This is a genomic window from Luteimonas vadosa, from assembly GCF_039543545.1.
GTDB lineage: Bacteria > Pseudomonadota > Gammaproteobacteria > Xanthomonadales > Xanthomonadaceae > Luteimonas > Luteimonas vadosa.
Genome location: NZ_BAABJY010000001.1, coordinates 72,927 through 98,708, shown reverse-complemented (window position 1 = coordinate 98,708; position 25,782 = coordinate 72,927). Strand labels below are relative to the sequence as shown.

21 protein-coding genes are annotated in these 25,782 nt (G+C 69.5%); 17 read left to right on the top strand and 4 right to left on the bottom strand.

Going from position 1 to position 25,782, the window contains the following annotated elements; genetic code table 11:
- Positions 1-60: 60 nt before the first annotated feature.
- The 14 genes from mraZ (at position 61) to lpxC (ending at position 16,301) form a co-directional block, all read left to right on the top strand.
- Complete coding sequence (gene mraZ, locus ABD970_RS00405) at positions 61-507, top strand: division/cell wall cluster transcriptional repressor MraZ (protein WP_345294521.1); 447 nt, start codon at positions 61-63, stop codon at positions 505-507.
- A complete protein-coding gene (gene rsmH / locus ABD970_RS00400; RefSeq protein WP_345293528.1) occupies positions 504-1,478 on the top strand; it encodes a 16S rRNA (cytosine(1402)-N(4))-methyltransferase RsmH in 975 nt (324 codons plus the stop codon). Before mraZ ends, rsmH begins: the two co-directional genes overlap by 4 nt.
- Positions 1,475-1,741: a cell division protein FtsL gene (gene ftsL / locus ABD970_RS00395; protein WP_345293527.1), complete on the top strand. Its 267-nt coding sequence runs from the start codon at positions 1,475-1,477 to the stop codon at positions 1,739-1,741. Before rsmH ends, ftsL begins: the two co-directional genes overlap by 4 nt.
- The gene (locus ABD970_RS00390) at positions 1,738-3,564 is read left to right on the top strand and encodes a peptidoglycan D,D-transpeptidase FtsI family protein (protein ID WP_345293526.1); all 1,827 of its coding nucleotides are present in this window, start codon (positions 1,738-1,740) and stop codon (positions 3,562-3,564) included. Before ftsL ends, ABD970_RS00390 begins: the two co-directional genes overlap by 4 nt.
- Complete coding sequence (locus ABD970_RS00385) at positions 3,561-5,048, top strand: UDP-N-acetylmuramoyl-L-alanyl-D-glutamate--2,6-diaminopimelate ligase (protein WP_345293525.1); 1,488 nt, start codon at positions 3,561-3,563, stop codon at positions 5,046-5,048. Before ABD970_RS00390 ends, ABD970_RS00385 begins: the two co-directional genes overlap by 4 nt.
- Complete coding sequence (locus ABD970_RS00380; RefSeq protein ID WP_345293524.1) at positions 5,045-6,460, top strand: UDP-N-acetylmuramoyl-tripeptide--D-alanyl-D-alanine ligase; 1,416 nt, start codon at positions 5,045-5,047, stop codon at positions 6,458-6,460. Before ABD970_RS00385 ends, ABD970_RS00380 begins: the two co-directional genes overlap by 4 nt.
- Complete coding sequence (gene mraY, locus ABD970_RS00375) at positions 6,450-7,535, top strand: phospho-N-acetylmuramoyl-pentapeptide-transferase (protein WP_345293523.1); 1,086 nt, start codon at positions 6,450-6,452, stop codon at positions 7,533-7,535. The genes ABD970_RS00380 and mraY overlap by 11 nt, the downstream gene beginning before the upstream one ends.
- Positions 7,536-7,542: 7 nt before the next feature.
- Positions 7,543-8,853 (top strand): putative lipid II flippase FtsW, encoded by a 1,311-nt coding sequence (ftsW, locus tag ABD970_RS00370; protein ID WP_345294520.1) that lies wholly within the window; start codon positions 7,543-7,545, stop codon positions 8,851-8,853.
- On the top strand, positions 8,850-10,298 hold the full coding sequence (murC, locus tag ABD970_RS00365; RefSeq protein ID WP_345293522.1) for a UDP-N-acetylmuramate--L-alanine ligase: 1,449 nt from the start codon (positions 8,850-8,852) through the stop codon (positions 10,296-10,298). The genes ftsW and murC overlap by 4 nt, the downstream gene beginning before the upstream one ends.
- Positions 10,295-11,281, top strand: a complete 987-nt coding sequence (locus ABD970_RS00360; protein ID WP_345293521.1) for a D-alanine--D-alanine ligase — start codon at positions 10,295-10,297, stop codon at positions 11,279-11,281. The genes murC and ABD970_RS00360 overlap by 4 nt, the downstream gene beginning before the upstream one ends.
- Complete coding sequence (locus ABD970_RS00355) at positions 11,278-12,111, top strand: cell division protein FtsQ/DivIB (RefSeq protein ID WP_345293520.1); 834 nt, start codon at positions 11,278-11,280, stop codon at positions 12,109-12,111. The genes ABD970_RS00360 and ABD970_RS00355 overlap by 4 nt, the downstream gene beginning before the upstream one ends.
- Positions 12,108-13,343 carry a cell division protein FtsA gene (gene ftsA, locus ABD970_RS00350; RefSeq protein WP_345293519.1) on the top strand — a complete coding sequence of 412 codons (1,236 nt, stop codon included), beginning with the start codon at positions 12,108-12,110 and terminating at the stop codon, positions 13,341-13,343. Before ABD970_RS00355 ends, ftsA begins: the two co-directional genes overlap by 4 nt.
- A 283-nt stretch (positions 13,344-13,626) precedes the next feature.
- Complete coding sequence (gene ftsZ / locus ABD970_RS00345) at positions 13,627-14,874, top strand: cell division protein FtsZ (protein WP_345293518.1); 1,248 nt, start codon at positions 13,627-13,629, stop codon at positions 14,872-14,874.
- 518 nt (positions 14,875-15,392) lie between these two features.
- Entirely contained in the window at positions 15,393-16,301 is a 909-nt protein-coding gene (gene lpxC / locus ABD970_RS00340) for a UDP-3-O-acyl-N-acetylglucosamine deacetylase (RefSeq protein WP_345293517.1), read from the top strand.
- A 219-nt stretch (positions 16,302-16,520) separates the two neighbouring features.
- Here lpxC and ABD970_RS00335 read toward each other — a convergent pair whose 3' ends face one another.
- Positions 16,521-16,973 carry a DciA family protein gene (locus tag ABD970_RS00335; RefSeq protein WP_345293516.1) on the bottom strand — a complete coding sequence of 151 codons (453 nt, stop codon included), beginning with the start codon at positions 16,971-16,973 and terminating at the stop codon, positions 16,521-16,523.
- Between the two features lie 7 nt (positions 16,974-16,980).
- Here ABD970_RS00335 and ABD970_RS00330 point away from each other — a divergent pair, with 7 nt between their 5' ends.
- The 3 genes from ABD970_RS00330 to ABD970_RS00320 all read left to right on the top strand — a co-directional run bounded on the left by ABD970_RS00330 (position 16,981) and on the right by ABD970_RS00320 (position 22,174).
- Entirely contained in the window at positions 16,981-17,901 is a 921-nt protein-coding gene (locus ABD970_RS00330) for a peptidoglycan DD-metalloendopeptidase family protein (protein WP_425563016.1), read from the top strand.
- Positions 17,902-18,149: 248 nt separating this feature from the next.
- On the top strand, positions 18,150-20,894 hold the full coding sequence (gene secA, locus ABD970_RS00325; RefSeq protein WP_345293515.1) for a preprotein translocase subunit SecA: 2,745 nt from the start codon (positions 18,150-18,152) through the stop codon (positions 20,892-20,894).
- Between the two features lie 269 nt (positions 20,895-21,163).
- Positions 21,164-22,174 (top strand): Nudix family hydrolase, encoded by a 1,011-nt coding sequence (locus ABD970_RS00320; protein WP_345293514.1) that lies wholly within the window; start codon positions 21,164-21,166, stop codon positions 22,172-22,174.
- A 296-nt stretch (positions 22,175-22,470) separates the two neighbouring features.
- Here ABD970_RS00320 and coaE read toward each other — a convergent pair whose 3' ends face one another.
- From coaE to ABD970_RS00305, 3 genes are all read right to left on the bottom strand, one after another.
- Positions 22,471-23,082 (bottom strand): dephospho-CoA kinase, encoded by a 612-nt coding sequence (coaE, locus tag ABD970_RS00315; RefSeq protein WP_345293513.1) that lies wholly within the window; start codon positions 23,080-23,082, stop codon positions 22,471-22,473.
- Positions 23,083-23,451: 369 nt separating this feature from the next.
- Positions 23,452-24,321, bottom strand: a complete 870-nt coding sequence (locus ABD970_RS00310; RefSeq protein ID WP_345293512.1) for a prepilin peptidase — start codon at positions 24,319-24,321, stop codon at positions 23,452-23,454.
- 185 nt (positions 24,322-24,506) lie between these two features.
- A complete protein-coding gene (locus ABD970_RS00305; RefSeq protein ID WP_345293511.1) occupies positions 24,507-25,778 on the bottom strand; it encodes a type II secretion system F family protein in 1,272 nt (423 codons plus the stop codon).
- Positions 25,779-25,782 lie beyond the last annotated feature (4 nt).

Below are 25,782 nucleotides of genomic sequence, written 5' to 3'. Positions count from 1 at the left end.
ATTTAGTGGTTTTCATGCGTCGAAGCCCGCCGTAGACGGGCATGATCGGGCAGGGTGCAGGTGTTCCAGGGCGAGACCGCCATTTCCATCGACGACAAGGGCCGGCTGGCAATCCCAACCGCGTACCGGGAGGTCGTCGCCGGCGAGTGCGGCAATCGTCTCGTCATCACCTACAACCCGTTCGAGGCGGGCTGCCTCTATGTCTATCCGCAGGCGGTCTGGGAGCGCGTCCGGGACCAGGTCAATGCGTTGCCGCGGACCAAGAAGAACAGCCGGCTGCTGCAGCTGAAGCTGGTCGGTGCCGCCGCCTTCGTCGAACCCGACGGCAGCGGACGCATCCCGGTGCCAGCCAGCCAGCGCAATGCGGTGGGCATCGAGAAGAAGGCCGTGCTGCTGGGCATGGGCGAGAAATTCGAATTGTGGAGCGAGCAGGCGCACCACGCGCAGATCAGGCAGACGCTGGGCGATGCCGATCTGGGCGAGGACCTGGTCGACCTGCAGTTGTGACGGAAGGCGTGGACGCGTCGTCCGCGCACCTTCCGGTGATGTTTCCGCAGGTCATGGAAGGGCTGCGCATCGTGCAGGACGGAACGTACCTCGACGGTACGTTCGGCCGCGGTGGCCATGCGCGCGGCGTGCTGCAACGCCTGGGACGGGGAGGTCGACTGCTGCTGATGGACAAGGATCCCGATGCGATCGCCGTCGCCGAACGCGAGTTCGGCACGGACCCGCGCGTGTCGATCCGCCGCGGCAGCTTTGCCGACCTCGGCACGTGGGACCTGATGGCGGGAGGACTCGACGGCGTGCTGCTGGACCTGGGCGTGTCGTCCCCGCAACTCGATGTCGCGGGGCGCGGCTTCAGTTTCGGCAAGGACGGACCCCTGGACATGCGCATGGACCCGGACAGCGGCGAAAGCGCCGCGCAGTGGCTGGCCCGCGCCGAAGAAGCCCAGATCGCCGATGTACTGTGGACGCTCGGCGAGGAGCGGATGAGCCGCCGCATCGCGCGCGCGATCGTCGGGCACCGCGACGCGGGCAAGCCGCTGTCGCGCACCACCGAGCTCGCCGAGCTGGTCGCCTCGGTGATGCCGCGCCGCAAGCCGGGCAAGGGCCGCAGGGACATCCATCCGGCGACCCGGACGTTCCAGGCCATCCGCATCCACGTCAACCGCGAACTCGCCGACCTGGAGGCGGGGCTGGACGCCGCCCATGCCGCGCTCAGGCCGGGTGGGCGCATGGCCGTGATCAGCTTCCACTCGCTGGAGGACCGCATCGTCAAGCGCTTCATCGCCCGCCATGCCAAGGCGCCCGCGGGCAACCGGCGGCTGCCCGAGCACACCGGGTTCGTGCCGACGCTGCGCTCCGTGGGCGGCGCGACACGGGCGGGCGACGCGGAGCTCGCGGCCAATCCCCGCTCGCGCAGCGCGGTGTTGCGCGTGGCCGAGAAGCGCGCGCAGGGCAGCGAGGTGCAGCCATGAGCCTGCGCATCCTGATCGCCGTGCTGGCGGCGTCGTGCATCGTGAGCGCGATCGCCGTGGTCCATGCGCGGCACCAGCACCGGCAATTGTTCGTCGAACTCACCCGGCTGGAGCGCGCGCGCGACGAGTTGAACATCGACTTCGGGCGCTTGCAGCTCGAGCAGGCCACGTGGGCGGAAAGCAACCGCATCGACCAGGTCGCCCGCACGCGCCTGGGCATGAAGTTCCCCGAGGCGGCCGACATCGTGGTGGTGCGGCCATGAAGTTCCGGGCCGACCGCAACGGCATCAAGAAGCCCCGCGGCCGCGCGCGGTTCAACCTGCGCGGCCGCTTGATGCTGGTCGCGGGGACGTTGGGTGCGTGCGCGCTGGCCTTGGTGTGGCGCACGGCCGACCTGCAGCTGGTCGACAACGCGTACTACCAGCGGAAGGCCGATGCGCGCTTCCTGCGCGAGATCCCCATCCCGACCTCGCGCGGCATGATCACCGACCGCAACGGCGAGCCGCTGGCGGTGTCCTCGCCGGTGGATACGGTGTGGGGGAACCCGCAGGAGTTGTTGAAGGCGCCTGATCGCCTGCCGGCGCTGGCCGAGGTCCTGGGCGTGCCGGTGGAGCACTTGACCCGCAAGCTCACCCAGCGCGCCGACAAGGAGTTCGTCTACCTGAAGCGCCGCATCAACCCGGCCGAGGCGCAACGCATCCTCGCCCGCAAGATCCCCGGCGTGTTCTCCCAGCGCGAGTTCCGGCGCTTCTACCCGCAGGGCGAGGCGCTGGCGCACGTGCTGGGATTCACCAACATCGACGACCTGGGCCAGGAAGGCGTGGAGCTGGCGTTCGACGAGTGGCTGCGCGGCAAGCCGGGCGCGCAGAAGATCATCCGCGACCGCCGCGGCCGGATCGTCGAGCACGTCGACCTGGTGCGCGCCGCCGAACCGGGCAAGGACCTGGTGCTGAGCATCGACCGGCGGATCCAGTACCTGGCCTACCGCGAACTCAAGCGCACCATGCTCGAGACCAGTGCCGCCAGCGGCTCGGCGGTCGTGCTCGACGTCGCTACCGGCGAAGTACTGGCGATGGCCAACCTGCCGTCCTTCAATCCCAACAATGTCTCCGGCGGCAACCGCGACGCGCACCGCAACCGCGCGGTCACGGACCTGATCGAGCCCGGCTCGACCATGAAGCCGATCACCGTCGCCGCCGCGCTGCAGGCGGGGGTGATCACGCCCGGGACCATGTTCAACACCAACCCCGGCTGGATGCCCAACGGCCGCTACCGGACGACGGACCACCACAACTACGGCGTGCTCGACACCACCGGGGTAATCACCAAGAGTTCCAACGTCGGCGCCGCGAAGATCGCGCAGCTGCTGCCCGACACGACCTTCGATGCGTTCGTGCGCCAGCTCGGATTCGGCGAGCAGACCGGCAGCGGTTTCCCCGGGGAGGCCGCTGGCCTATTCCCGCCACCGGCGCGATGGAGCGGCACCAGCAAGCAGACGATGTCCTATGGCTACGGGCTGTCGGCCACCCCGCTGCAGATCGCGCGCGCCTACGCGACGCTGGGCAACCACGGTCGCGCGGTCACCCCGACCTTCGTCAAGGGCCAGCGCAGCGAGCCGGTGCAGGTCGTCGACCCCGAGGTCGCCGACACCGTCCTCAAGATGATGCAGACGGTCACCGAACCCGGCGGCACCGCCACCCAGGCCGCGATCCTTGGCTACCACGTCGCCGGCAAGACCGGCACCGCGCGCAAGGCCAGTGGCGGCGGGTACTCGCGCCGCTACGTCGCGTTCTTCGCCGGGCTGGTGCCGGTGGACAACCCGCGGTTCTCGATGGCCGTGGTGATCGACGACCCGGACCCCGCGCAGGGCTACTACGGTGGCCTGGTGTCCGCGCCCGTGTTCCAGCGGGTGATGGACGGCGCGCTGCGCCTGATGGACGTCCCGCCCGACGACATCGAGACCTGGCTGGCGGCGCAGGCCGAAGCCGAGGCGAAGAAGGCGCGGGAGCAGGCGCGCCGGGACGGCGTGCAGGTCGGCGTGCGCGCAGGCGCCACGCCGGTCGTGGCCGCGGGGGCGACGCCATGAGCGCGACCATGCGGCTGCGCGACCTGCTCCCGGACGTGCCGGCGGTACCGCCGTCCCTTGAGATCACCGGGTTGGTGCAGGACAGCCGGCAAGTGCGACCGGGCCATGCGTTCGTCGCGATGTTGCCGGCGCGGCAGGAAGTCCCGTCGTCGCACGGCATGCATTTCGTCGACCAGGCGCGAGCGGCCGGCGCCGCCGCGATCCTCTTCGAACCCCCCTTGCCGGAGGGGCTGGCGGCACCCACCGACGCGATCGCGGTGCCGGGACTGCACGCGCGGCTGGGCGAGATCGCCGACCGGTTCCACGGGGGTCCCTCAGCCGCCATGACCACCGTCGGTGTCACCGGCACCAACGGCAAGACATCCACGGTCCAGTTGCTGGCGCAGGCCTGGACGCTGCGTGGCCGCTGCGCGGGCACGATCGGCACCCTTGGGGCCGGCCTGTACGGCGCCGCGGAACCCACGGGATTCACCACGCCACTGGTGCTGCAGTTGCATGCCCTGCTCGCGGGACTGCGCGACGCGGGCGCCGACGCGGTGGCGATGGAGGTCAGCTCGCACGCACTCGACCAGGGGCGCGTGGACGGCGTGAAGTTCGAGGTGGCCGTGTTCACCAACCTCACGCGCGACCATCTCGACTACCACGGCGACATGGCGGCCTACGGCGAGGCCAAGGCGCGGTTGTTCGCGATGCCCGGCCTGCAGGCGGCGGCGGTGAACCTCGACGATGCGTTCGGCCGCGAACTGCTCGCCACGCTGGCGCCGGGCATCCGCGGAATCGGGCTCAGCGCGCAGGGGCGCGCCGATGCAACCGTCGCTGCCGAGGACGTGGTGCTCGACGCCGGCGGCATCGCCTTCACCCTGCGCATCGGCGACGAGCGACTGCCGCTGCGCACGCCCTTGCTGGGGCGCTTCAACGTCGACAACCTGCTCGCGGTCGCCGGCGTGCTGCACGCGCTGGACGAAACCCCGCACGACATCGCGCGCACGCTGTCGCGGCTGCAGCCGGTCGCCGGGCGCATGAACCGCCTCGGTGGCGACGGACGCCTGCCGCTGGTGGTGGTCGACTACGCGCACACGCCCGACGCGCTGGAACAGGCGCTGGCGGGGCTGCGCGCGCACGCGGCCGGCCGGATCATCTGCGTGTTCGGCTGCGGCGGCGAACGCGACCGGGGCAAGCGCCCGGAAATGGCGGCGATCGCCGAGCGCGGGGCCGACCTGGTGATCGTCACCGACGACAATCCCCGCGGCGAGGACGGCGACGCGATCGTGGAAGGGATCCTGGCCGGCTTCGACGCCCGGGACGCGGCCATCGTCGAACGCGATCGCGCCGCGGCCATTGCGCGGGCGATCGGCCACGCCGGTGCCGGCGACATCGTGCTGATCGCCGGCAAGGGCCACGAGCCGTACCAGGAAATCCGCGGCGTGCGCCTCGACTTCGACGACACCGCGGTCGCCTCGGCGGTGCTGGAGGCGCGCGCATGAAGCCCGTCGCACTCTCCCGCATCGCAGACTGGACCGGGGGCCGCGTCGAGGCCGCTTCCGGCGTGGCCGGCGACGTCCTGATCGACGCGGTCAGCACCGACACGCGCACGCTGGACGCCCGCGACGGCCGGGCCGCGCTGTTCGTCGCGCTGGCGGGGGAACGGTTCGACGGCCACGAGCATGTCGGCGACGCGGCCAGGCTCGGTGCCCGGGCCGCACTGGTGTCCAGGGTGGTCGACGCGCCCTTGCCGCAGGTCGTGGTGGGCGATCCCGAGAGGGCCCTCGGCGCCCTGGCCGCGGCGCTCCAGCGCGGCCGACGGACGCGCGTGCTCGCGGTCACCGGCAGCAACGGCAAGACCTCGGTCAAGCAGCTGCTGCTGTCGATCCTAGGCAAGGCCGGCCGCGCCCATGCCAACCCGGGCAACCTCAACAACGAGATCGGCTTGCCGCTGGCCGTCATCGATGCCCCCGAGGATGCCGACTTCGCCGTCTACGAGATGGGTGCCGGCAAGCCCGGCGACATCGCCTACCTCACGTCCATCGCGCGGCCGGACGTCTCGCTGGTCAACAACGTCGCGCCTGCCCACCTCGAGCGGCTGGGCAGCTTGCAGGGCGTGGCCGAGACCAAGGGTGCGATCCACGACGCGCTGCCCGCCGACGGCGTGGCGGTGGTCAATGCCGACGACGGCTTCGCCGCGCAGTTCGAGGCACGCGTGCTGGCCGGCCACCCGGGGCGGCGGATCATCCGCTTCGGCATCGATGCCAACGCCGACGTCACCGCCAGGCGGATCTCCTTCGGGGAGGAAGGCAGCGAGTTCGAGCTCTCGACGCCATCGGGCGTGGCGGCCGTCGAGCTACCGCTTGCCGGCAGGCACAACGTTTCCAATGCGCTGGCCGCCGCATCGATGGCCATCGCATGCGGCGTGGGCCTGGATGCCATCGTCGACGGTTTGCGCGACATGCGCCCGGTCGCAGGGCGCCTGGTGCGCCACCACCTCGCCAACGGCGCCTGGCTGATCGACGACAGCTACAACGCCAATCCGGCATCGCTGTCGGCCGCCATCGACACCCTCGCCGCGATGGCCGGCGAGAACTGGCTCGTGCTCGGCGACATGCGCGAGCTGGGCGCGGACGCCGAAGCGTTGCATGCGGAGGCCGGGCGGCATGCCAAGTCCGCAGGCATCTCGCGGCTGTATGCGTTGGGACCGTTGAGCGCGCGAGCCGCCGAGGCCTTCGGCGATGGCGGGCGGCACTTCGCCACGCACGAGGCACTGGCCGAGGCGGTGCGCCAGGACATCCACGCCATGGTCCGGGTGGTGGTGAAGGGTTCGCGCGGCAGCGCCATGGAGCGCGTCGTCGCCGCATTGCTCGCGCACGGATCCGGCAAGGGGGGGAACGCGCATGTTGCTTGAGCTGACGCGCTGGCTGCAGCAGGTCGAAGGGCTGTTCGCCCTGTTCGGGTACCTGACCTTCCGCGGCATCCTGGCGGCGCTGACCGCGCTGATGTTCTCGCTGTGGTGGGGACCGGCGGTGATCCGCAGGCTTGCCCAGTACAAGGGTGGCCAGCCGATCCGCACCGACGGCCCGCAGACGCATTTCTCCAAGGCGGGTACGCCGACGATGGGCGGCGCCCTGATCCTGCTCACGGTCGTGGCCTCGGTGCTGCTGTGGGGCGACCTGCGCAACAAGTACGTGTGGGTGGTGATGGCGGTGATGATCGCCTTCGGCGCCATCGGCTGGTACGACGACTGGATCAAGATCGTGCGTCGCGACCCGAACGGCATGAAGTCGCGCTGGAAGTACCTGCTGCAATCGATCTTCGGCCTCGCCGCGGGCATCTACCTGTATGCCTACGCCGACGTGCCTGCGGCGACGACGTTCTACATCCCCTTGTTCAAGTCGGTGGCGCTGCCCCTGGTGGGCATCAGCTTCGTCGCGATCGCCTACTTCTGGATCGTCGGCTTCTCGAATGCGGTCAACCTGACCGACGGCCTCGATGGCCTGGCGATCATGCCGGCGGTGCTGGTCGCCTGTGCCTTGGGCGTGTTCGCCTACGCGTCGGGCAACGCCGTGTTCTCCAGCTACCTGCAGATCCCGTCGATCCCCGGGGCGGGCGAGCTGGTGATCATCTGCGCCGCCATCGCGGGGGCCGGCCTGGGGTTCCTGTGGTTCAACACCTATCCGGCGATGGTGTTCATGGGCGACATCGGCGCGCTGGCGCTGGGCGCCGTGCTGGGCACGGTGGCGGTGATCGTCCGCCAGGAACTCGTGCTGGTGATCATGGGCGGCATCTTCGTCATCGAGACCCTGTCGGTGATGATCCAGGTGGCGTCCTTCAAGCTCACCGGCCGGCGCGTGTTCAAGATGGCGCCGATCCACCACCACTTCGAGCTCAAGGGCTGGCCCGAACCGCGCGTGATCGTGCGGTTCTGGATCATCTCCGTGATCCTGGTGCTGGTCGGGCTCGCGACGTTGAAGGTGCGCTGACATGGGCATGTTCCCCGACGGCGTCATGCGACAGGCGACCCGGCTGGATGCCATCCCCGGCCGCTTCGATCCCTGGCTGGTGGGCGCGACCCTCTGCCTGGCGTCGCTGGGCGTGGTCATGGTCGCGTCGAGTTCGATCGCCATCGGCGAAGACCTGGACGTCGGGCCGTTCTACTTCCTCGTGCGCCACCTGGTGTTCCTCGCGCTCGGCATCGGGCTCGCGGCATGGGCGATGCGCACCGAGCTCAAGACGATCGAGCGCTACGACCGCCTGTTGCTGCTGGCGTGCTTCGCCTTGTTGCTCCTGGTCTTCGTGCCCGGCGTTGGCCACACCGTCAACGGCGCCAGGCGGTGGCTCAACCTGGGCATCTCGAATTTCCAGGCGGTGGAGGCGGTCAAGGTGATGTACATCGTCTGGCTGGCCAGCTACCTGGTGCGCTTCCGCGACGAGGTGAACGCGACCTGGGGCGCGATGCTCAAGCCCATCGGCGTGACAGTGGCCATGATGGTGCTGCTGGCGTTCCAGCCGGACTTCGGCTCGCTGGCGCTGCTGCTGGCGATCACCGCCGGCATGCTGGTGCTCGGCGGCGTCCACATGCCGCGCATGGCGGCGCCGGTGCTGCTGCTGCTGCCGGCGCTGGCGCTGGTGGCGATCGCCGAGCCATACCGCATGCGGCGCCTGACTTCGTTCATGGATCCCTTCGCCGATCCGTTCAACAGTGGCTACCAGTTGGCCAATGCATTGATGGCGATCGGCCGCGGCGAGTGGTTCGGCGTCGGGCTCGGCGCATCCGTGCAGAAGCTGTCCTACCTGCCGGAAGCGCACACGGATTTCATCCTGGCCGTGATCGGCGAGGAACTGGGCTTCGCCGGCATCTGCCTGGTGATCGCGCTTTACGCACTGCTCGCGGGGCGCGCGTTCTGGATCGGGTTGCAGTGCGTGGAGATGCGCCGCCACTTCGCCGGGTACTGCGCCTTCGGCATCGCGCTGTGGATGAGCCTGCAGAGCCTGGTCTCGATCGGCGTCAACCTGGGCCTGCTGCCGACGAAGGGCCTGACGCTGCCGCTGATCTCGTCCGGTGGTTCCAGCGTGCTGATGACCTGCGTCGCGCTCGGCCTGCTGCTGCGCGTGTCCTACGAACTCGATCGCGCGCAGAGGCAAGTGGCCAGGCTGCGCGGGGACGCCGCGCAACCGGGTACCGGCGACATCCCCCCGACCGCGCAACCCACGGCGCCCGTGACCTTGGGCGTGGCGCGCGGCACCAGCCGCCTGCGCCAGCGGGTGGAACCGACCCTCGGCGCGCGGGGGCAGTCATGATCCGTCGCCTGCACGACACCCACGGGCTCGCCACGGCCGACTTCGCCAGGCGGTATCCGCGCGTGCATTTCGTCGGCATCGGCGGCACGGGGATGAGCGGCATCGCCGAGGTGCTGTGCACGCTCGGCTACCAGGTCTCCGGTTCCGACAAGGCCGACAATGCCGTGACCCGCCGCCTGGCCAAGCTGGGCGCGCGGATCCACGAGGGCCACGCCGCGGCCAACGTGCTGGGGACCGATTGCGTGGTCGTGTCCAGCGCGATCAAGCCGGACAACCCGGAACTGATGGAGGCGCGCGCGCAGCGCATCCCGGTGGTGCCGCGGGCCGAGATGCTCGCCGAACTGATGCGATTCCGGCGGGGCGTGGCGGTGGCCGGGACCCATGGCAAGACCACCACCACGTCGCTGCTCGCCAGCGTGCTGGGCGAGGGCGGGCTGGACCCGACCTTCGTCATCGGCGGCCAGCTGCTCGCGGCCGGCGCCAACGCGCGGCTGGGCCAGGGCGACTGGCTGGTGGCGGAGGCCGATGAGAGCGATGGCAGCTTCCTGCGCCTCAACCCGCTGATCGCCATCGTCACCAACATCGACGCCGACCACCTGGAGAACTACGGCGGCGACTTCGCCCGCGTGCAGGCGGCGTTCGTCGAGTTCCTGCACCGCCTGCCCTTCTACGGGCTCGCGGTGCTCTGCATCGATGATCCCGAAGCGGTGGCGCTCGCGCGCGAGGTGCCTCGCCACGTGATGACCTACGGGTTCAGTCCGGAAGCGGAAGTGCGCGCCGAGGACGTCACCCAGACCGGTGGGCGCATGCGGTTCACGCTCTGCCTGCCAGAGGACACCCGGTGCGAGGTCACGCTGGCCCTGCCCGGGCGGCACAACGTGCAAAACGCCCTGGCCGCCGCGGCGGTGGGCTGGCAGCTGGGCGTCGAACCGGCGCAAATCGCGCGCGCGCTGGAGGGCTTCGCGGGCATCGGCCGGCGCTTCAACCTGCTGTCGCAGACCCCGCTGCCCGCCGGCGGCATGGTCACCGTGGTAGACGACTACGGGCACCATCCCAGGGAACTGGCTGCTGTATTCGAGGCCGCGCGCGGGGGCTGGCCGGACAAGCGGCTGGTGGTCGCGTTCCAACCGCACCGTTATTCGCGCACGCGGGACCTGTTCGACGACTTCGCCGCCGTGCTGTCTGAAGTCGATGCCCTGGTGCTGACCGAGGTCTATCCGGCAGGCGAGGCGCCGATCGCCGGCGCCGACGCCAAGGCGCTTGCGCGCGCCATCCGGGCACGCGGGCGCATCGATCCGGTGGTGGTGGCCGGCGCTTCCGACCTGCGGGGCGTGCTGGCCGACGTGCTGTCGGCCGGCGACCTGTTGCTGCTGATGGGCGCAGGCGACATCGGCCAGGCGGCGCAGCGCATCGCCACCGAGGGATTCGGGGAGGTGGATGCATGAGCATCGTGCTGCCGCCGCTGCGCGTCGACGACCCGGCCGCCTTCGGTCGCGTCGCCGTGCTGATGGGCGGGGAAGGTTCGGAGCGCGAGGTTTCACTGGATTCGGGGCGCAACGTCTTCGAGGCGCTGCGGGCCCGCGGCATCGCGGCGCATGCCATCGACGGCATGCCGGCGCTGATGCGCGAACTGCAGGCGCAGGGTGCGGGTCGACCAGCCTACGACCGCGTGTTCAACATCCTGCACGGCGGCGTGGGCGAGAACGGCGTGCTGCAGGGCCTGCTGGCCGCGCTGCGCGTGCCCTTCACCGGACCGGGCGTGCTCGGTTCCGCGCTGACCATGGACAAGATCCGGACCAAGCAGGTCTGGCAGGCCGAAGGCTTGCCCACCGCGCGTTTCGTGCGCCTGCCGCCGTTCGCGACCGAGGACGCGATCAAGGCGGCCGTGCAGGCAATGGGCCTGCCGGTGTTCATCAAGCCCTCGGCGGAAGGTTCGAGCGTCGGCGTGTTCCGCGTCGCCGACCGCGAGAGCCTGTCGCCCGCCATTGCCTTCGCCGGCCAGCACGCCGGCGAACTGCTGGTCGAACAGCTCGTCGATGGCGGCGAATACACCGTCGGCATCCTCGGCCACGTCGCCTTGCCGTCGATCCGCATCGTCCCCGCGGGCGCGTGGTACGACTACCACGCCAAGTACGTCGCCGACGACACCCGCTACCTCTGTCCGGGCCTGTCGGGCGAGGACGAAGACGAACTCAGGCGCCTGGCGCTGGCGGCGTTCCGTGCCGCCGGCTGCCACGGCTGGGGCCGGGTCGACGCCATGCGCCATGCCGATGGCCGTTTCGCCCTGATGGAGGTCAATACCGCGCCGGGGATGACCAGCCATTCGCTGGTGCCCAAGGCCGCTGCGCAGGTCGGCTGCGACTTCGAGGAACTGTGCTGGCGGATCCTGGAGACATCGTTGCCGACGCCGCCGGGGGCCGCGGCATGAGCGCCGTGCTGCGCGTGCTCGCCTGGGCGCTGGCGGTGTCGCTGATCGCGCTGCCGGTGGTCGCCGTGGTCAACGGCTGGATCGGCGCCGACCGGTGGCCGCTGCGCACGCTGCGGATCAACGACGACCTGCAGCGCGTCGACGCGCAGCGGGTCCGCGAGACCGTGCTGCCCTACGCCCGCCGCGGATTCTTCGCCGTCCGGCTCGCCGACGCGCAGGCAGCGGTGTCGCGGCTGGCTTGGGTGGAGCACGCGGAGGTCCGCAAGCGCTGGCCCGACGTGATCGAGGTGCACGTGGTCGAGCATCGCCCGTTCGCGCGCTGGGGCAAGGACCGCCTGCTTTCCGAGCAGGGCCGGTTGTTCCCGTCGGCGGACATCGAGGTCCCGCGCGCGTTGCCGCAGCTGCATGGGCCGGACTCGCGTGTCGCCGAAGTCGTCGCCATGTACAACGAATCGCGCGCGATGTTCGCGCACTCGGGGCGCCGGGTGCGCACGCTGACCCTGGACCCGCGGGGCAGCTGGCGACTGGCGCTCTCGGGCGGCATCGACGTAGTGGTCGGCAGCCAGGAAGCGCGGCTGCGCCTTGCGCGCTTCGCGCGCCTGCTGCCCCAGCTGCTGGCGCAGCGTGCGCAGCCGATGCAGCGCGCCGACCTCCGCTACACCAACGGCTTTGCCATCGACTGGGCGCCCGTCCGCGATGGCGCAGTTGGCGCGCCGGCGGCCGTGGCGGTGGCGTCCAGCGCGGGCGTCGGCCTGCAACGGCTGCTCCCGGTGTCGCATGCAACGGCCGCACTTCCCCTTCCCAAGTTCGTTCCCGGCGTCGAATCATGAATCGAAAAGGCGACAAGACACTCATCGTCGGTCTGGACATCGGCACCTCGAAGGTGGTGGCGCTGGTCGGCGAGTACGCGCCCGGCAACCCGATCGAGGTCATCGGCATCGGCTCGCACGAATCGCGCGGGCTCAAGCGCGGCGTCGTGGTCGACATCGAGTCCACCGTGCAGTCGATCCAGCGCGCGGTCGAGGAGGCCGAGCTGATGGCCGGCTGCGAGATCCGCTCGGTGTACGCCTCGATCTCCGGCAACCACGTCCAATGCCGCAATTCCCCCGGCATCGTGCCGATCCGCGACGGCGAAGTGACCTATGCGGACCTGGACCGCGTGCTCGAGGCGGCAAAGGCCGTGGCCATCCCCGCCGACCAGCGCATCCTCCACGCGATCCCGAGGGAATACGTGCTCGACGATTCCCAGGAAGGCATCCGCAACCCGGTCGGCATGACCGGCGTGCGCCTGGAGGTCCACGCGCACCTGGTGGTCTGCGCGCAGTCGGCGGCGGCCAACATCAGCAAGTGCGTGCAGCGCTGCGGCCTGCAGATCGACGACCTGATCCTGTCGTCGCTGGCCTCGAGCACGGCGGTGCTGACCGGCGACGAGCGCGAACTGGGCGTGGTGCTGGTCGACATCGGCGCCGGCACCACCGACCTGGCGGTGTTCGTGCAGGGCGCGATCTGCCACACCTCGTCGCTGCCCATCGCCGGCGACAAGGTGACCGAGGACATCGCCCACATGCTGCGCACGCCGACGCCGGAGGCCGAGCAGATCAAGGTGCGCTACGCCTGCGCGTTGGCGCAGCTGGCCACGAGCGAGGAGTCGATCCAGGTCCCCAGCGTCGGCGACCGTCCGCCGCGCCGGCTGCCGCGCCAATCGCTGGCGCAGGCGGTGCAGGCGCGCTACGAGGAGATCTTCGAGATGGTGCAGGCCGAGCTGCGCCGCAGCGGGTTCGAACAGCACGTCCGCGCCGGCATGGTGCTGACGGGCGGCGCCGCGAAGATGGAAGGCGTGGTCGAGCTGGCCGAGGAAATGCTGCAGATGCCGGTGCGCGTGGGGATCCCGCAGCACGTGAGCGGGCTCGGCGAGGTGGTCGGCAATCCGGTGCACGCCAGCGGCGTAGGCCTGTTGCTGATGGGCAGCCAGATCGAACACCCGCGCCGTCCGGTGATCCCCACCGGACGCGCCGGCAGCGTGCTCAACAAGTTGAAGAACTGGTTCAACGGCGAGTTTTGAACGATGAGGGCGACAGGACTGCCAACCACGAATTCACTGGCGCCATCCATGGCGCTCGCCCCTGCGGGGACGACCCTGTTGAGTGCACGTGCTCCCGCACGCGCATTCCCGCAAGCGATCCGGGCCCGGCCCGGAGGCGCTTGCCGTTCCGGGCAAGGGTGCCCGGAACGCCGGCACGTCCACGTGCCGGCATCGGGCAGGCGACGACGACGACGAAAACAGATTCCAGGCAACACCCGATTCGACACAACAGCAACATATAACTACAGCGAGGACTAAGGACATGGCGCACTTCGAACTGGTAGAAAAGATGGCCCCGAATGCGGTCATCAAGGTCATCGGCGTGGGCGGGGGCGGCGGCAACGCGGTCGCGCACATGGTCGACAGCAGCGTGGACGGGGTGGAGTTCATCACCGCCAACACCGACGCGCAGGCGATCAAGAACTGCGGTTCCAAGCTGCAGCTGCAGCTGGGCACCAACGTCACCAAGGGCCTGGGCGCGGGCGCGAACCCGGAGGTCGGTCGCCAGGCCGCGCTCGAGGACCGCGAGATCATCATGGACGCCCTGCAGGGCGCGGACATGGTGTTCATCACCGCGGGCATGGGCGGCGGGACAGGAACCGGCGCGGCGCCGGTGGTCGCGCAGCTGGCCAAGGAGATGGGCATCCTCACCGTGGCGGTGGTGACCAAGCCGTTCCCGTTCGAGGGCCGCCGCCGGATGCAGGTGGCACTCAAGGGCATCGAGGACCTGTCGCAGCATTGCGACTCGCTGATCACCATCCCCAACGAGAAGCTGATCACCGTGCTCGGCCGCAACGCCACGATGATCCAGGCCTTCCGCGCCGCCAACGACGTGCTGCTGGGCGCGGTGCAGGGCATCGCCGACCTGATCGTGCGCCCGGGCCTGATCAACGTCGACTTCGCCGACGTCCGCACCGTCATGTCCGAGATGGGCCTGGCGATGATGGGCACCGGCACCGCCCGCGGCGACGACCGCGCGCAGGCTGCGGCCGAGTCGGCGATCCAGAACCCGCTGCTCGACGACGTCAACCTGGCCGGCGCCAATGGCATCCTGGTCAACATCACCGCTGGCGCGGACTTCACCATGGCCGAGTTCGACGAAGTCGGCCGCACGGTGGAGAACTTCTCCAGCGAGGACGCGACCATCGTCATCGGCACCGTGCTCGACCCGGACATGCAGGACGAAGTCCGCGTCACCGTGGTCGCCACCGGCCTGAACCTCAATGCCGGCCGCCAGGCCACCCGCACCGCCGACTTCGGCCAGGAGACGTTGCGCCGCCCGCACGTTCAGCTCATCAACACCCAGGGCAAGCGCGACGGCACCACCGGCATGCTGATCGAGGACGGCGGGAACGGTTTCTCCGCGGCTCCCAGCATCGCGTCCAGCTTGCGCGGTCGCTCCAGCGCGAGCGAAGCCGGCGAGGCGGCGGGGACCACGGAAGCGGCCGATTTCGGCAACGACAGCAGCTACCTGGATATTCCTGCGTTCCTGCGCCGTCAGGCAGACTGATGCCATCCATGGCGGTACAGGTGGCCTCCGGGTGGTCCGGCCCGGCCATCCCTGGCCGGGCGTTCGGAGGCGCGCGCGGCAGTGCCGCGCAAACGCGCCTCCTCACCCTGCGCCGCCAGGCCGATTGACGTCGTGCCATCCGTCGCGCGGCAGTGACGGCTCCGGGGTGACCGGCCCGGCCACCCTTGGCCGGGCGTTCGCCGACGCGCGAGGCGGTGCCTCGCCAGCGCGCCGACTCACCCTGCCTTCCTGCGCCGCCAGGCGGAATGGAGCTTCGGCGGCGGTGACCGGCAGCGCCCGCCAGGCGCTGCCGGGCGGCATGTCCTTCCAGCCACCGGACCGGCCCCGGTCCGGTGGTTTTTTCGGCCTTCGTAGTCGCCCACCACCCGCGGGGCGGCCTTTGGTGCAGTGCAGCACTTCCGTTCAGGTTCAGCTTGCCGCATGCTAATCTGCACGACGCTTACACCTCCCGGACCGGCGCGAGCCGGACGACCGGCCCCCTGGCGACCCGAGTCCGCATGGTCCAGCAGCGCACCATCAAGAACGTGATCCGCGCCACCGGCGTCGGCCTGCATAGCGGTGAGAAGGTCTACCTCACGCTGCGCCCGGCCGCGATCGACACGGGCGTGGTGTTCCGTCGCGTCGACTTGGAGCCGGCCGTCGAGATCCCGGCCGACGCGCAGCTGGTCAGCGAGACGACGCTGTGCACCGGGCTGGCCCGGTCCGGCGCCAAGGTGCAGACGGTCGAGCACCTGATGTCGGCGTTGGCGGGCTTGGGCATCGACAACCTCCACATCGACCTGTCCGCCGCCGAGGTTCCGATCATGGACGGGTCCTCGGGTCCGTTCGTGTTCCTGCTGCAGTCCGCCGGCATCGTTGAGCAGGCGGCGCCCAAGCGCTTCATCCGCGTCACGCGCGCGGTCGAGGTGCGCGAGGACGACAAGATCGCCCGGTTCGAACCCTACGATGGCTTCCGGCTAGGCTTCACCATCGAGTTCGACCACCCGGCCATCCCGGCCGCGCAGTCGCGCGCCGAGGTCGAGTTCTCCACCGGAAACTACATCAAGGAAGTCAGCCGCGCGCGCACCTTCGGGTTCATGCGCGACCTGGAATACATGCGCGACCGCAACCTGGGCCTGGGCGGCTCCATGGACAACGCGATCGTGCTCGACGAGTTCCGCGTGCTCAACGACGACGGGCTGCGCTACGCCGACGAATTCGTGCGCCACAAGATCCTCGACGCGGTCGGCGACCTGTACCTGGCGGGGCGGCCGATCATTGGCGCGTTCGAAGGCTTCAAGTCCGGCCATGCGCTCAACAACAAGCTGGTGCGGGCGCTGCTCGCCGAGCGCTCGGCGTGGGAAGAAGTCACGTTCCCCGCGCCCGGGACGGCACCCGTGACCTACGGCGTGCCGCAAGCCGCCTGAGCCCAGCAGGGCCGATCCCCAGTCCGAAGCCGAACCCTGCTCACAGAAGTGAGCGGGAAGTGAACGTTTAACTTAAAGTTAACGTTTTGATCTTGAATTATTAGCGGTCTCTTAACCCCCGCCTGTCCCATGCCCGTTAGGATGCCCCGTCGCTTGGGTGACGGCCGTGTGAAACGCGGAGCGGATGCAGGAGCGGACAACGTCGATTCGACGGGGAAATCAGGATGCGTCGCCGCCGTCCCCGCTCCCGGGTTCGCGCAGGGACGCCAAGGCGGCCCGCAATCCTTCGGTTGCGGCGGCCGACAAGGAGACGGGACGCGGGATTGCCCGCCCAGGCGGATGCAGCGGCTGGGTCGTGGTCTTGACCACCAGCCCGGAGACATCCAGCCCGATGGACCGGGCGGTTTCAAGCAGTGCCGGTGCGGCCAGCCTCAGCCTGGCATGCCACACCGGCGAATCGACAACGAATACCAGCTTGGCGCCATTGATGTTCGCGAGCCGCGCATGCGCGGCGATCGACGGCGGCAGGTGGGGACGCAGGAGATGGTCCAGTGCGTCCAACTGCATGGCCCGGCGGATCGGATTGCCGGGGCCAGCATCGCCGGCCAGCAGCGCATCCAGTGCGTTGCGTGGGTCACGGGGGCCGGAAGGCCTGGATCTTGAATCAGACATTGGACATATGACTCTACACACTTCATTGCGAAATCTTCTCGATCATGCACAGGCCCGGTCCGCGCGGATCGGTCGCCGTGGCCTCGCGGCCGCGCAGCGCATGCCCGTGCTGTCCGCCGGCTTGCTGCTGGTGGCGGGGATGGCCTGCGGCGCAGGCATCCAGTCGGCCCAGGTCGCGACGCTGCAGGCGCGCCTGGACGGCCAGCAGGCCCAGGTCGAGCAAACCCGCCGCGAGGCGCAGCGCGAGGTCAACGCGCTGGCCGCCCGCCTGGGCGAGTTGCAGGCGCAGGCCAACCGGCTCAACGCGCTGGGCGATCGCCTGACCCGCGTCGGCCAGCTGGGCGACGGTGAATTCGACTTCAACAAGCCGGTGGGCATCGGTGGCGCCGGTCCGGTGCAGGACATGGCCGCCGGGGCACTGCGCGACGGCATGGGCCAGGTCGAGGCCGACCTGCGGGCCTCGGGCGACCAGCTGTCGGTGCTCGAAGCGCTGTTGTTCGACCGCGAGCTGGACCGCAGCGCCACCCCGTCCCGGATGCCGGTCGCCAAGGGCTACATCACGTCCGGTTTCGGCGGGCGCGCCGACCCCTTCGGTGGCGGCAGCCAGTACCACAAGGGCATCGACTTCGACGCCAACACCGGGGACAAGGTGCTGTCCGTGGCCGACGGCGTGGTCAGCTTCGCCGGCCGGCGCTCGGGTTACGGCATCGTGGTCGAGGTCGACCACGGCAACGGCTACGTCACCCGTTACGCCCACAATTCCCGGCTTGTCGCGCGGGTCGGCGACCTGGTCCGGGGTGGCCAGGAAATCGCCAAGGCCGGCTCCACCGGGCGTTCGACGGGCGCCCACGTGCACTTCGAAGTCTGGGAGAACGGCCGGGTGGTCAATCCGAGCAAGTTCCTGGGGCAGGACAACCGCCACGGCTGACCGAAGCGCGCGCGGCGCCCGCCGGCGAGTAAAAAGGGGACGGAGGGAATTAAGGCGCACCTTAATTCCCTCCGTCCCCTTTTTGCCTTCTTGCCGGCTTGATACCCCGCGCAGGCGTCTCCACGTACAATGATGCGTTGCCAAAAGGGCGCCCAGCGCCCTTTTTTAATGGCCCGCACCGTCGGCCGCCGGATTCGGGGCGGCCGCCCGCACGGCCTTCGACCCGACTCCTGCTTCCCGGACCCCATATGCTCAATCGCCTGCTCACCAGCATCTTCGGCAGCCGCAACGATCGCCTTGTCGCCCAGTTCAACAAGAGCGTGGCCAAGGTCAATGCGCTGGAGCCGCAGATGCAGGCGCTTTCCGACGCCGAGCTGAAGGCCAAGACCCCCGAACTCAAGCAACGCGTCGCCGCCGGGGAATCGCTCGACAAGATCCTGCCCGAGGCGTTCGCCGTCTGCCGCGAGGCCAGCCAGCGGGTGCTGGGAATGCGCCACTACGACGTGCAGCTGGTCGGTGGCATGGTGCTGCACACCGGCAAGATCGCCGAGATGCGCACCGGCGAGGGCAAGACCCTGGTCGCGACCCTGCCGGTCTACCTCAATGCCCTGGAAGGCAAGGGCGTGCACGTGGTCACGGTCAACGACTACCTCGCGCGCCGCGACGCGGCCTGGATGGGCAAGCTTTACGAGTGGCTTGGCCTGAGCGTGGGCGTGGTCTACCCGGGCATGGCCCATGGCGACAAGCATGCCGCGTACGGCGCCGACATCACCTACGCGACCAACAACGAGATCGGCTTCGACTACCTGCGCGACAACATGGCGCTGTCCAAGGCCGACCGGTTCCAGCGCGGCCTGAACTTCGCGATCATCGACGAGGTCGACTCGATCCTGATCGACGAGGCGCGCACCCCGCTGATCATCTCCGGGCCGGCCGACGAGTCCCCGGAGCTGTACATCAAGGTCAACCGGATCGTGCCGTCGCTGACCCGCCAGGAGGCCGAGGACGGCGAGGGCGACTACTGGGTGGACGAGAAGGGCAAGCAGGTCCACCTGTCGGAGGCTGGCCAGGAGCATGCCGAGGCGCTGCTGCGCGAGGCCGGGATCCTGCAGGGCGAGGAAGGGCTGTACGACCCGCACAACATCCACGTGGTGCACCACCTCAACGCGGGGCTGCGTGCACACGCCATCTACCAGCGCGACGTGGACTACATCGTCCGCGACGGCGAGGTGGTCATCGTCGACGAATTCACCGGCCGCACCCTCGCCGGGCGTCGCTGGTCGGACGGCCTGCACCAGGCGGTCGAGGCCAAGGAAGGCGTGCCGGTGCAGCGCGAGAACCAGACGCTGGCCAGCATCACCTTCCAGAACCTGTTCCGCATGTACGGCAAGCTCGCCGGCATGACCGGCACCGCCGACACCGAGGCCTTCGAGTTCCAGAGCATCTATGGCCTGGAAGTGGTGGTGATCCCGACCAACAAGCCGATGATCCGCGTCGACAACCCCGATGCGGTGTTCCTCAATCGCGCCGGCAAGTACCGGGCGGTGGTGGCTGAGATCAAGGATTGCCACGAGCGCGGCCAGCCGGTTCTGGTCGGCACGACCTCGATCGAGGTCTCCGAACTGCTGTCCGACCAGCTGCGCGCCGAGGGCATCGCCCACGAGGTGCTCAACGCCAAGCAGCACGAGCGCGAGGCTCAGATCGTCGCGCAGGCCGGCCGGCCGGGTGCGATCACCATCGCCACCAACATGGCCGGTCGCGGCACCGACATCGTGCTCGGCGGTTCGCTGGAGGCGGAGATCGCCGCGCTGGAGGCCGAGCAGGGCGGCGAACTGGACGAAGCCACCAAGTCGAAGCTCAAGGCCGACTGGCAGCAGCGCCACGACGCGGTCAAGGCCGCCGGCGGGCTGCACATCGTCGGCACGGAACGCCATGAGTCGCGGCGCATCGACAACCAGCTGCGCGGCCGCTCGGGGCGCCAGGGCGATCCAGGCTCCTCGCGCTTCTACCTGTCGCTGGAAGACAACCTGATGCGCATCTTCGCCGCCGACTGGGTGCAGCGGGTGATGGCCAGGATGGGCCTGAAGGAGGACGACATCATCGAGAGCGCGATGGTGTCCAAGCAGATCGCCAACGCCCAGCGCAAGGTCGAGGCCCACAACTTCGACATCCGCAAGAACCTGCTGGACTTCGACGACGTCAACAACGACCAGCGCAAGGTGATCTATTCCCAGCGCGACGAGTTGCTGGAAGCCGAGAGCGTGCAGGAAAACATCGAAGGGATCCGCGGCGACGTGGTCGCCGAGATGGTCGAGCGTTTCGTGCCGCCCGCGTCGGTCGACGACCAGTGGGACCTGCCCGGCCTGGAGTCCACGCTCGAGCAGGAGTTCGGCGAGCGCATCGCGGTGACCGAACTCGCCCAGCGCGAGAAGGAACTGGACGCCGAAGGCATCGCCCGCTACGTGCAGGAAACCCTGGACCGGGTGTTCGCCGAGAAGGAACAGCAGGTCGGCGCCGAGACCATGCGCATGCTCGAGAAGCACATCATGCTCAACGTGCTCGACCAGAACTGGAAGGAGCACCTGGGCCGCATGGACTACCTGCGCCAGGGCATCCACCTGCGGGGCTACGCGCAGAAGCAGCCCAAGCAGGAGTACAAGAAGGAAGCCTTCGCGCTGTTCTCCGAGATGCTGGACAAGGTCAAGACCCAGGTCATCACCCTGCTTGCGCGCGTCCGCGTGCGCAGCGAGGAGGAGATCGCGGCGATGGAGGCCGAGGAGCGCCGCCAGGCCGAGGCCAAGCTCAGCCAGGCGCAGTTCCGCCACGCCGACGTCGGTGGGTACGGTGCCGACGAGGCGGCCGCGGACGTCGCGTCCCCGGGCGGCCAGAAGTTCATGCAGGCCGCACGCGCCATGCCCAAGGTGGGCCGCAACGAACCCTGCCCCTGCGGCAGCGGCAAGAAGTACAAGCACTGCCACGGGCAGCTTTCCTGACGGCGGATGACGCCCGGCGATCCTCGCCACGCCTGGCGGGTCGCGGCGCCGCACGGTGCCCGCCCGCGCTCGATGTCCCGGCGGGCTGGCGCGGGTTCGTTGCGGGGGACGGACGCGGCGACAGGATTGCGTCGGCCCCCACGCCTGCGACACCGTTGCGCAGGGTTTGACGCGGTGGCCCGGCGCGCGCCCCACGCCTTTCCGCGTTCTGGCGCCGCGGTCGCGCGGCGACCCCTGGCGGCCCCGCCGGCGACTTCGTACGGCTCCCGATGACGCCCGCCCCCACCCTCCATGTCGCAGCGGCGGTCATCACCGATGCCCGCGGCCGGATCCTGCTGGCGCGACGCACCGCCGGTCGCGACCTGGCCGGCCTCTGGGAGTTTCCCGGCGGCAAGCGCGAGGCGGGGGAGTCGACCGAGGCGGCGCTGGCGCGGGAACTGGAGGAAGAACTCGGCATCCACGTCGAGGTGGGTCCGCCACTGGCCTGCGTGCCGTTCGCCTGCCCGGACAAGCGCCTGCGGCTGGACGTGCGCCGGGTCGATGCCTGGCAAGGCATCCCGAAGGGACGGGAGGGCCAGGCCCTGGCCTGGGTTCCCCGGGACAAGCTGCACACCTACGCCATGCCGCCCGCCGACCGGCCGGTGGTGGCCATCCTGCAGCAGCCCGACCGCTACCTGGTGACCCCGCTGCCCGGCCCGGGTCCCGCGCGAGCCGCCGATCACGCCTGGAGCGAGGGCTTGCAGGCCGCGCTCGATGCCGGGATCCGTCGCGTCCTGCTGCGCCTGCCGGGACTGGAGGCCTCGCGCCGGCATGGCCTGGCGTCCCGGGCCGTGGGCCAATGCCGGGACGCGGGCGCGCAGGTGCTGGTCGGCGGAGACGCCGACCTCGCGCGCGCGCTGGGCGTCGGCCTGCACCTGCGCGCGGCGCAACTCATGGCCTGTGCAGAACGCCCCTTGCCTGCGGAGTCGCCACTGGCGGCGTCCTGCCACGACGCCTCCGAGCTGCAACACGCCGAGCGGATCGGTTGCGATTTCGCCGTGCTTGGCCCCTTGCGCGCGACGCCGACCCATCCCGAGGCCCGGGGCATCGGCTGGGCCGCGTTCGCCCGGATGCGCGAGCGCGTATCGCTGCCGATCTACGCCATCGGTGGGATGACCGCGGCGGATATCACCGACGGGCGGCAGCACGGTGCACAGGGCATCGCGGCGATTCGGGGGTTGTGGCCGATTGCGTCCGGGACTGGCACACCCTCACCCCGACCTTCCCCCCGCACGCGGTAGAGGGGCCGGGGGCTGCAGGGGCACCGACTTTTGCTGGGTGCCTGCGGTTGCCCACGGTGCGTGGCCTTCGATGACGCGAAGACCTCATCTCCGGCGACGCGGCACGCAGTCGGTGCATCCCGCAGCGGGGTACGGACTCGTCCAGTGCGTCGTTCATGGGTGCGGGACGCGGGCGGTGACCGAACCCTCTCACGCGAGCGGAAAGCGAAATCCACTCAAAAGCCCCTCTCCCGCTTGCGGCAGAGGGGTTGGGGTGAGGGCCGTTGGCTGGGAGTGGGACTTCCAGCCAAGGCACCTCAATCGCAACCTGCCAGCACGCAGTACTTCGTGTGCAGCTCCACGACCCGCGTCGCCAGGTCGGCCAGGGTGCCGTCGTTGGGCAGGACGTCGTCGGCCAGTTCCAGTCGCGATGCGCGCGTCGCCTGCGCGGCGATCATGCGATCGGCCAGGGCGCGATCGATGCCGTCGCGACGCATCAGCCGTTCGCGCTGCACCGATTCGGGAACGTCGACCACCAGCACCCGGTGCAGCCAGCGGTAGGCCCCGCGCCCGGTCTCGGCCAGCAGGGGAATCGCGGCGATGGCATACGCCCCCGGCGCCGCGGCGCAGGCCGAGCGCATGGAGCGGCGCACGCGGGGGTGGATGATCGCCTCGAGCTTGCGCCGTTCGCGTTCGTTTCCGAACACCCGGGCCCGCATCGCCCGTCGGTCCAGCGCGCCCTGCGCATCGAGGGCACCCTCGCCGAAAACCTGCACCACTTCGGCCAAGCCGTCCGACCCTGGCGCGACCACCTCGCGCGCGACCAGGTCGGCGTCCACCACCGTCACCCCCAGCGCCTCGAAGCGTCGCGACACCTCGCTCTTGCCGGAGGCCACGCCGCCGGTGAGCCCCACCACGAAATCAGCCATGGCTGCGTTGTACCCGTTTTCTTGCGTCGCGTCAGGTCAGCACACCGGAGTGGCGCGGGCGGGTGCCAGGATCGATGCCGTTCGTCGCCGACTCACCCGCAGTGTGGCCGCCGTGGCGCTACGCCACCAATCCCGCCGGGAACGGGGTCCATCCTCCTCCGGAGGCGCGCCATGGATCGCAATTGGGAAGACCGGGTGCAGGGCGGGCGGCGCACGGGCATGGCGGCGGAATGGCAACGCCGCGGCCGGCGAGCCACGCGCACGGTGCCTGGCCGCTGGCGTTCGCGACGGCAAAATGGAAATCAGGATGGAAATCAGGGTGCACCCGCCGCGATCGGACCCCGCGACCGCCCATCAGCGGGCCGGCGGTCAATTCGTCGACAGGCCTGCGAACTCGATGTACCAGCCCAGCAGGTCGCCGCCCCACATGAACACGATCCAGCCGGCGATCGCGAGGTAGGGGCCGAAGGGAATCGGCGTGGCACGGTCGTTGCCCTGCCGCGCGAGCAGGATCGAGCCGAGAATCGCACCGACCACCGAGGAGAGTAGGATCGTCGGCAGGATGCCATTGAGTCCGCACCACGCGCCCAGCGCCGCCAGCAGCTTGAAGTCGCCGTGGCCCATGCCTTCCTTGCCGGTGAGTTGCTTGAACACCCACCAGACGGACCAGAGGCTGACATAGCCGGCGATCGCGCCGAGCAGGGCGGCCTTGGGACCGATGTAGAGGTTCTCGATCGCGGCGATCAGGCCCAGCCACATCAGCGGCAGCGTCAGAGAATCGGGGAGCAGTTGCGTGCGCAGGTCGATGCCCGCGAGCGCGACGAGGAAACAGGTCAGCAGGGACGCGCCGAAGCCCTGCCATCCGAAACCGAAGCGCCATACGCAGGCCAGCACCAGCAGCATGGTCAGCAGTTCGACGGCGGGGTATTGCACCGAGATCGGCGCGTGGCAGGTGCGGCACTTCCCGCGCAGCGCCAGCCAGCTCAATACCGGGATGTTCTCGTACCAGGAAAGCTGGCGCTGGCAATGCGGGCAATGCGAGCGCTCGACGACCACCCCTGGCGGCGGCGGGTCGTAGAGGTCGGGCTCGCCGAGCATTTCCCGGCTGTCGCGCTTCCACTGCCATTCCATGCGCTTGGGCAGCCGCAGGATGACGACGTTGAGGAAACTGCCCACCAGCAGGCCGAGGCCGGCGACCAATGGGTAGCCGATGGCGGGGTTTTGATCGAGGAAAGCCATTCAGTCGGCTCGCTGTGGCATCGGGGCTGGCTCGTTTCGGAGCAGCCCGCAAGCGGGTGCATGCCGCGCGCTGCGGCGCGTTCCGTTTGCGTCTTGCGTCGGGTTCGCGGGGGCGCGGTGGCCGGGCAGGGCGGGGAACGGGCGTGGCGCGACCGGCCATGGGCCGGCCGCGACCCGGTACGTCGTCAAATCGCGGCGGCCAGCTTGAAGATCGGCAGGTACATGCCGATCACCATCGAGCCGACCACGATGCCGATGAAGATCATGATCATCGGCTCGAGCAGGCTGCTCAGCGCGTCCACCGCGTTGTTGACCTCCTCCTCGTAGAACTCGGCGACCTTGAACAGCATGGTGTCCAGCGCGCCGGCCTCCTCGCCGATCGCCGCCATCTGCACCACCATGTGCGGGAACAGGTCGACCTGCTTCATCGCCATGTTGAGCTGGAAGCCCACCGCCACGTCGTCGCGGATGTCGTAGACGGCCTTCTCATAGACCATGTTGCCGGTCGCGCCGGCGGTGATCTCCAGCGCCTCGACCAGCGGCACGCCGGCGCGGAAGGTCGTGGCCAGGGTGCGGGCATAGCGGGCGATGGCCGCGTCGTGCAGGATCTTGCCGATCACCGGGAGCTTGAGCATGAAGCGGTCGACGCCGTGCTGCAATTTCTCGGACCGCTTGTAGACGAAGATGAAGCCGATGATGGCGCCCGCGATGATGCCGAAGATCAGCCACCACCAGCTGACCATGAACCGGCTGGCGCCGACGATGAGCTTGGTGAAGGCCGGCAGGTCGGCGCCGAAGCTCTGGAACACCTGCTCGAACTGCGGGACCACGAACACCAGCAGCACCGCGCTGACGATGATCGCCACGGCGATCACGGTGGCCGGGTAGAACAGGGCCTTCTTGATCTTGCCCTTGAGCGACTCGGTGTTTTCCTTGTACGTGGCGATGGTCTCGAGCACCGTCTCCAGCACGCCTGCGCTTTCGCCGGCCTTCACCAGGTTGCGGTAAAGCTCGTCGAACTGCACCGGGTACTTGCTCATCGCCTCGTAGATCGAGGAACCGCCCTCGATGTCCAGCCGCAGGCCGTTGACCATCTCCTGCATCCTGGGGTTCTTGTTGCCGTTGCCGATGATCTCCAGCGCCTGCACGATCGGCACGCCCGACTTGATCATGGTCGCCAGCTGGCGGCTGAAGACCGCGATGTCCTTGGAGCTGATCTTCTTGCCCGCGCTGCCGAACAGCGGCTTGGCCTTGGGCTTGACCACCGTGGGCGTGATGCCCTGGCGGCGCAGCTCGGCGCGCAGCAGGTTGGCGTTCTTCGCCTGCTCCTCGCCCTTCATCTTCTTGCCGCGCTTGTCGGTGCCCTGCCAGACGAAGGTGTCCAGGGTCACGCCGGCGCGGGTTGCGACGGGTGGCTTCCTCACGGCTTTCTTGGCGGCGGTACGTGACACGGCCATGGTG